This is a genomic window from Candidatus Komeilibacteria bacterium CG_4_10_14_0_2_um_filter_37_10, from assembly GCA_002793075.1.
Lineage (GTDB): Bacteria > Patescibacteriota > Patescibacteriia > UBA1558 > UBA1558 > UM-FILTER-37-10.
This window is the reverse complement of the sequence record PFPO01000075.1, coordinates 1-1,373: the sequence shown is the minus strand read 5'-3', so window position 1 is coordinate 1,373 and position 1,373 is coordinate 1. Positions and strand designations below refer to the sequence as shown.

The 1,373-nt window shown below is 36.3% G+C and carries 2 protein-coding genes; both read left to right on the top strand.

All coding sequences use genetic code 11. The annotated features are described in order from the left end of the window. On the top strand, window positions 1-1,179 hold a 1,179-nt coding region (locus tag COX77_04065), incomplete at its 5' end, for a DNA-directed RNA polymerase subunit beta' (GenBank protein PIZ98599.1). Between the two features lie 88 nt (window positions 1,180-1,267). Next, window positions 1,268-1,373, top strand: a 106-nt coding sequence (locus COX77_04060; protein ID PIZ98598.1) for a YebC/PmpR family DNA-binding transcriptional regulator, incomplete at its 3' end; no start/stop codon positions are given.

Genomic DNA, 1,373 nt, shown 5'->3' with positions numbered 1-1,373 from the left:
AAAGCTGGTGATGTGATTGATGATAAAACTGCTCGTACGATTGATGAAGCAGGGGTAGATCAGATACATGTACATAGTGTTTTACAATGTAAATTACCAAAAGGATTCTGTCGCAAATGCTATGGTTATGATTTAGCTCATAATAAACCAGTAGAATTTGGTACAGCAGTTGGTATTATTGCCGCTCAATCTTTGGGCGAGCCTGGTACTCAGCTTACTTTACGTACTTTCCACTCTGGTGGTGTTGCTGGTGTAGATATTACTCAAGGCTTACCTCGTATTGAAGAGTTATTTGAGTGTCGTCCTCCAAAACGTAAAGCAGTGTTGTCTGAAGTAGATGGTAAGGTAGAAATTGAAGATGCTGACGGTAAAATTGTAACTTCACCTACTGGTAAAAAGATTTTTGAAGGCCGTCGTGGACAAAAGATTATCAGAGTTCATTTTGAAGGTATGGAAGAGACCAAAATTAAGTTTGATAAAGGCGACGAAATAATGGTAAAAGATGGTGACGAAGTCGCTCCAGGCCAAGTTATTTTAGTGAGCGGTGCTTCTGGTGAAGAAGTAATTGCTAAATACCAAACAAAAGTTGGTTTGAGTAAAAATAATCTAGTATTAACCTATGTAGGCGCTAAAGTACGTGAATACATTGTACCATTAGGTTATAAATTATATGTAAAAGATGGTGACCAAGTAGAAAAAGGTCAACGCATGACTGATGGTAGTATTAATCTACAAGAATTGTTTGAACTTAGTGGTCGCCCAGCAGTTCAACGCTATATCTTACAAGAAGTACAAAATATTTATTCTTCTCAAGGTCAGAAAGTAAACGATAAACATGTAGAGTTATTGATTTGTCAGATGTTTAGTCGTGTGCAAGTAGAAGAAGCTGGTGATACTGAATTGTTGCCAGGTGAAGTGGTAGAAAAAGCTCAATTCATGTTTGCTAATCAAACAGCAAAAAAGAATAACAACAAACTGTCTACTGCAAAAGAATTGCTATTTGGCGTATCGCGCGTAGCACTTTCTACTCAAAGCTTCTTATCATCTGCTTCTTTCCAAGAAACCGCTAAGGTGCTGATCAACACTGCATTAACAGGTAAGGTTGATTACCTTGAAGGCTTGAAAGAAAATGTAATTATTGGTCGCTTAATTCCAGCTGGTACTGGTTTTAAGAAATAAAAATATCAAAAGAACCCTGCCAATTTGGTGGGGTTCTTGATTTTTGGCTAATATGTGATAAAATTAATAAGAATTAAATTTATTATATATGTCAGGACATTCAAAATGGCACAATATTCAACAACGTAAAGGAAAACAAGACGCCAAGCGTAGTAGTATGTTTTCTAAATTTTCTAAAGCTATTTCAGTAGCTG